A 6000-nucleotide genomic window follows, 5' to 3' on the forward strand; every position below is an offset into this window, starting at 1 on the left:
GTCAGCCACGGCGCCACCCGCACTGTCGTCGCCGGCCTCCTGCCCGAGTACACGACCGCCGACCCGGGCGTCCCGGCCCCGGAGCTGCCCGTCGTCCTCGACATGCCGGGCAAGGTCACCGACTTCCTCCGCTCGGCCGACCTGGAGCCCGCCGAACGCAGCGCGTTCGACCGGGGGTGACCGTACGGCGGGGCCAGGGCTACACCTTGCGCGTCACCGCCAACTCCTCGACCGCTGCCGGCCCCTCGACGGCGCCCGGGGCCTCCCGGTCGTCAAGTCCGCCTCGCGGCGACGGTCGGTGAGGCACTGCAGCTCCACGGCGACCGTGCGGTCCGCAAGACCCTCCCGGACCTCGTCAGGTGCTGCGGTCCCGTCAACGATGAACGCTCGGTCCGAGCGTCACTGCAGAGGCGGCCCTCTGCTCCTCTCGGAACTGCCGGTTGGTGTCGGCGTCGGCCGGCGTGCCGGCCGGCCGGTAGATGGCGCCCTTGTCCGGGTGTCCGAGCGAGGTGGCGTTGAGGACCTCGTGCACGTTGCCGAGGGCGGCGGAGCCGCGCCCGACGCCGCCCGGGAGGCCGGCCACGACCGAGCGGGCGGTGATGGTGAACGCGCGCTCCGCATGGGCCGATGGCCGGGACGTCGAGCGCGGACGCGCCCGTCCGCATCGAGTACGCCGTGACCTCGAGGAATGGCAGATCAGAGTTCCCGTCCTGGTCTGGTTCCACTGACCATCCGATGCGAAGCGACCCCCGGCAAGGCAAGGACACTGAGGTGACGGACGGCTTGCTGAGGTGTGGAGCGAGGGCGGTGACGGTGACGGCTGAGGGGACGCAGGGTGCGGGGGCCTCGCTGGATCGCACGCGGCTGCTCAAGGACCTCCAGGCGCAGGCCCGGCTCCTGGAGGACGATCTGCGCGAGCGCACCGAGAGCGAGCCGCGGTTCCGCGACGCCCTGCACGCCGAGTACGGCAAGGCGGTCGCGGCGGAGCGTACGGCGGCCATGTACGAGACCTGGCGGGACGAGCGGGTCGTCCAGATCGCCGCCGCGTGGGTGCTGGCCTGCGTGTTCGTACGGTTCAGCGAGGACAACGGGCTCATCCCGGACCCGTGGCTCTCCGGTCCCGGCGACCGGCTCGCCGAGGCGCAGGACCGCCACGGCGACTTCTTCCGGAGCAGTCGGCCCGCCGCCCCGCCGACACCCGCACGGCCTGTGGCTGCTGCTGCCCGCGGAGGACCCGCGCGCCACGCCGACGCTGGACGGCCGAACGGTGGAGGTGGTGGACCGGGCCACCGAGTGGGAGGTGCTGGACGGGCTGTTCCTCAAGAGCGTACGGACGACTGATTCACCCGCCTGACTGCCGAGTTCGGCTTGCCAAGCCTCATTGGGGAGCACCGGTCAGCTGCCGATGGCCTCCGCGTCCCTGTCGGCGGCCGCGGGCACTCAGCCGTCGGCCGTCGAGGCCGAGGACCTCACGCAGGTGGTCGTCGATGAACTCGACGACGGGCTCCCCCCACTCGGTGGTCAACACCGGCCTCACGGTCGAGTGGAAGTTCCACGTGCGGGCCGAGCACCTCCTGCACGGCACCTACCCAGTGCCGGCCGAGATGAGGGTGCTTACGCCTTCGCCCTGCAGCACTTTGAGCGGAACATGAGGTTCCGATGAGACGGGTATCAGTCATTCCGCTTGTGGTGCGCGCTTCCATTGGTGCGGGTAAGTCCCACATTTCTCTCGGCCGCAAGATCAATAGAGTCGTATGCCCGCTTTGCTCATGTCGAGTGTTCTCGGCCGCGCGGTCGGCATGATCTAGCAGGGGGGCAAACACAGGGTTACTGTCCTGCTGCCTCCGGAACCGATCCGGGGGCGCGGGCGCCACCTGACGCACTCGGTTTCCAGGCCATCAGTGTGCGTCGGAGGCAGCGCCCGCACCGACTTACCCGAAGGACCACGATAGTGAATCGTCGGTACCGAACAAAGCCCCCGTCCTCCTCCCGCCGCGTCACCGTGCACACGGTGTGCATGACGGCGCTCCTCGCCGGCAGCATCGCCGTGCCGACCGCCCTCTCGGCGTCCACGGCGCAGGCCGCCGAAGCGTGCAGGAGCGGCATCCCGACTTATGTCCATGACGTCAGCAGCGAGTCAGATGGCGTGCTGCGGAAGTACCTGGACTGGGACCCCCTGACCGGCAACGCCACCGGCGCGCTCCTCGACACGGGGGAAACGGCCCCTCTTGAGAGGTACAGCGAGTTCTTCACCGGCGGTCACGGCATCATCTACGTGAAAACGCCTGAAGGTGCGCTGAAAACGTACAAGGACAACTCCGCCACCGGTGGAAGCATGCTGACCCCTGTCCGGAATTACGGGGGCAACTGGAATGTGTACGAGCGCATGTGGTCCACCGGTGACAACCGGATCTTCGCTCTGCATCAGGATGGTGCGCTGGAGGTCTACTCCGTCGCCAACCCGTCGTCCGGGTCCGGGGCCATCACGAAGATCAGGACTGTTCCCAGCACCGATCCGGCCGTCGTCGCGATCGCACAGGCTACTGACGTATGGTCCGCGGGTCCGGTCGTCTACACGCTGAAGCGCGGTGTGCCCGGCAAGCACGGCGAGGTGAAGGCGTGGCGCTACTCCGACGGTGTTTGGGGATTACCTTTCCCCAACGGATCCACCACTGTCATCACTGGCATCTCGAACGAGACGCGCGGGTGGAGCCCCGGTCCGGGCACCATCTACACGGTGGGAGACTCCCCCGACTACACCGGGATCGCCTGGAGCTACACCGGGACGGCGCCCATGGACGTCGCCAATCCCGACGTGGGCGCCGGCATATACGGTGATGTGCACGCCGACATCGCCTCCTGCCTGGCGAGCCCCTCCCCTGACGTCAAGCCTTCTTTCGGACCTGTGCCTCCGGAGACGGAGACTCCGCCTCAAGCGGTGATCGACTGGCTTCCCGACCCGGCACCCCAGGATCCCACCCAGTTCTCCGGTAAGTTCGTTCTGGGCGACGGGAGACCTGCCGCAGGGCTGCCGGTCAGGGTCGAGGCCGTCGACGTCACGAGTGACAGCACCGACGAGGTGCAGCTGGTCACGCTGGGCACCACCGTGACGGCACCGGACGGCACCTGGACGGTGCCCCTGCCGACAGCGCTGCCCGAAAGCGTGAAGAGGGCCGCCGCCAACAACGGGGGCATCATCAACGCCATGGCCAGTGTCAACGGCGAGACGTCCTCGGGTCACATGATGCGCGGCACCCACATGATGACCGCCGCTCCGGCGACAGCTCCGGCGACGGCCCGCGCGCTCGTGGCAGCCGCCGCGGAAGACGACAGTGAGCCATCCAAGATGCGTCCCATCATTGATGACCTGCGCAAGGAACAGGCTCAGCCGACCGTCGCACAGACAAACCTGAGCTGGGCCTCGAGGGACGAGCAGGTCTCGGTCGACACGCTCGGAGACAGGCCGCTGCCCGAATACCAGAGCGACACCGTACGGGAATTCCAGGGGGATCCCTACGTCGTCGACGGCGTTGACACCAAGTCCCTGGTCGTCAGGCCCATGGACGGTGGTTGCGACAAGACCAGCGAGAAGGTCATCGACAAGCAGATCAAGTACACGACCGTCGCCGAGGGCCACGCGTACTGGGACGCGAAGACGACCGTGGACTACGACTCCAAGTTGTCCTCGAGTGTGGAGGTCGCGGTCAAGACCGGAACCAGGTGGACGATCGAAGGCTCCGTGACGCTCGGCTCGGCCATGTCCGTCACCACCGGCTACGCGAACAAGGGTCCGTTCTTCGCCAAGCAGTGGAGGGTCCCGATCGAGTACAAGAAGATCAGGGAGAAGTGGACCTGCAACTACGGGCGTGACACGTTCTACCGTTACAAGATCATGGGCAGCAAGTACAAGGTTCCTTCGGGTGGGGCCGTCGGCAAATACGGCAAGGACGTGAGCAACAGGGACGGCAGCGTCAATTACGGAAACTCGCCCAAGAAGCACCGCGCCTGGGTACCGCAGGGAGCCCACTTCCAGATCTCCAAGAACCGCAGCATCAAATGGTCCGGGGCGGTCAGCGCGTACGGCATCAAACTGGGAGGGTCCACCCAGTACGACCGGGACCACAGGCAGCGCATAACCGCTGGAAACAAGAAGGCGCGGCACGACATCTGGGGAAAGAATGACAAGGTCGACGGCAAGCCCGGCGTCTTCTACTCGTACTAGGGCGCTTGCCTTCCTCGCCGTCTTCATGCTGGCCGGATGCTCGCCGGCACAGGGGGCCGGACAGGCAGCACCAGGAAGCGCCCTCGCGACCGACGGCGCCCAGTCGAGTGGCACCGTCGGCCACGAGCACACCCGTGTGGGGGAGATCTGGTACTTCGCCCTCCCGGTGCCGCACAACACCTCCTCGAAGCCCATCGAGATAACGAAGGTCGCTGTCGTGCACGTCCCTTCCGGCATCAAGGTCCTGGAGTACGGCGCGTACGACCTGAACGACACCGAAGGCCTTCCGCTTCTGGCCAAGGAAGGCGAGTCGTACACGCCTGAATTCGCGAAGCTGAAGAACTACGCGGAAAAGCCCGTCAAGGTTCCGGCCGGGGAAAGCAGCGACATCTTCTACATGGCCAAAGTGAAAATCACCGCACCACCGAAGGAGACGGTGCGCAAGTGCCGCTTCGAATATGAGCAGGGTGGTCGGGCGTACGTCCAGACGCTGGACTGCGAACTCGAACTCAAAGTTGCCGAGTAGGAGCTTTCGCAGGACGCATCTGTTCGGCCGGACCGGTCGGCTGGGCTCCCCTCCGCACGACACGGGAGCCCGGCCCGTCCCCCTCCCCCATCGCAGAACTCTCGCCCAGCCTGTCGGCAGTCGAGCGACAGCCGCTCGCTTTCTGTCCACACCAACGGAGGAAAAAATGAGACGTTTTCGCATGTCTGCACTGGTCGCGTCGGTATGTCTCTCCGTCGCCACCCTTGCTGCCGCGAGTACCACCGCGGCAGCGCAGACCGACGCGGCTGAGTGCGGCCGGATCGGTTACGGGACCGTGACCGGGCTCAGTGGCAGCATGTACAAGTGCACTTGGGACGACGGCCGCATCCGAGTGTTCGGCACCATGCGCGACATCACGCCCAGTGACGGCGCCACACTCTTGACCGTACGGATCGGGTTGTACTCCCGTCAGTGGGTCGTCTGCGCCAGCGACACCCCGATCGACACCGACTACCAGAACGGCGGCCCAGTCGGCTTGGGCTACATGAAGGTCAGCGCGGACCGCTGCTGAACAAAATCCCCGCCCCCCCGGTGACGGGTACGTGTCCGTCCACTGATCACGGGTGAGCACGTGCACCTGGGCCCGCCACCGAACTGCGCCGGTGGCGGGCCCATCCGGTGGTGTACGCGCCGGCCCGGAGCCGACGGCCTGCTGCGATACGCTGCACCCAGCTTCCGGCGACCGCGGTGGCGAACGCCGTGGCACCGGCCACCAGTACTGTGCCCGTGTGCGGCATCGAACCTGCGGAGGGCCGTGCCTCCGTCACGCACCGCCACCTGGTTCCGAACGGTGGTTCACCCGCTCGCCTGCTGTCGGGCGGAACCGGGCCCGGCGCCCTGCGCTCCCGTTCCGCTCGCCTTCACCCAGCGGTCGGCCCGGATTTCCTGGCGGTCTGTACCTTCCTCGCCAGTTTCGCCAGTCTCCGTTCCTCCGCCCTGTTCCCCCCGGCCAGTCGCTTCTGCCGCTCCCGCTGTGCCTCCTCGGGGGTCAGCCGCATGTAAGCGGGCGCGATCTTGGGAAGCCCGCTCAGACGATCGGCACCCCGGTCCGCGACGGGGGCGGGGCGGGAGCCGGGAAACTCCTTGTAGCTGGCGTCCCGGGCCTTCTTCTTCCGACTCGTCCTGAACGATTTCCCGGTCCCGGGCACGGACGGGCTCGTCGGCTTCCCGGCTTTGACCGGAGCGGCGGTCGAGGCCTTCTTCGTGCGCTGCCTGGGCGGTTTCCCGTACC

Annotated in this window: 7 protein-coding genes; 4 read left to right on the forward strand and 3 right to left on the reverse strand. The window is 67.2% G+C overall.

From position 1 onward, the window contains the following. Positions 1 to 373 precede the first annotated feature (373 nt). Entirely contained in the window at positions 374 to 583 is a 210-nt protein-coding gene (locus C1I97_RS39655) for a hypothetical protein (RefSeq protein WP_181446561.1), read from the reverse strand. 224 nt (positions 584 to 807) lie between these two features. Here C1I97_RS39655 and C1I97_RS04565 point away from each other — a divergent pair, with 224 nt between their 5' ends. Continuing rightward, positions 808 to 1341 (forward strand): hypothetical protein, encoded by a 534-nt coding sequence (locus C1I97_RS04565; protein ID WP_111001930.1) that lies wholly within the window; start codon positions 808 to 810, stop codon positions 1339 to 1341. Positions 1342 to 1378: 37 nt separating this feature from the next. Here the strand turns inward: C1I97_RS04565 and C1I97_RS39660 are convergent, their stop codons facing one another. After that, complete coding sequence (locus tag C1I97_RS39660) at positions 1379 to 1528, reverse strand: hypothetical protein (RefSeq protein WP_181446562.1); 150 nt, start codon at positions 1526 to 1528, stop codon at positions 1379 to 1381. A gap of 489 nt (positions 1529 to 2017) precedes the next feature. Between C1I97_RS39660 and C1I97_RS04570 the strand changes: the two genes are divergently transcribed. From C1I97_RS04570 to C1I97_RS04580, 3 genes are all read left to right on the forward strand, one after another. Then, positions 2018 to 4222 carry a hypothetical protein gene (locus tag C1I97_RS04570; protein ID WP_111001931.1) on the forward strand — a complete coding sequence of 735 codons (2205 nt, stop codon included), beginning with the start codon at positions 2018 to 2020 and terminating at the stop codon, positions 4220 to 4222. A gap of 25 nt (positions 4223 to 4247) precedes the next feature. Further along, complete coding sequence (locus C1I97_RS04575; protein ID WP_146608160.1) at positions 4248 to 4748, forward strand: hypothetical protein; 501 nt, start codon at positions 4248 to 4250, stop codon at positions 4746 to 4748. Between the two features lie 181 nt (positions 4749 to 4929). After that, entirely contained in the window at positions 4930 to 5280 is a 351-nt protein-coding gene (locus tag C1I97_RS04580; RefSeq protein WP_111001933.1) for a hypothetical protein, read from the forward strand. A gap of 349 nt (positions 5281 to 5629) precedes the next feature. On the opposite strand, the gene C1I97_RS40600 is transcribed toward C1I97_RS04580, so the two are convergent. Next, positions 5630 to 6000: hypothetical protein (locus tag C1I97_RS40600; protein WP_220040788.1), on the reverse strand; the 371-nt coding region annotated here is incomplete at its 5' end.

The organism is Streptomyces sp. NTH33 (assembly GCF_003236365.1).
Classification (GTDB): domain Bacteria; phylum Actinomycetota; class Actinomycetes; order Streptomycetales; family Streptomycetaceae; genus Streptomyces.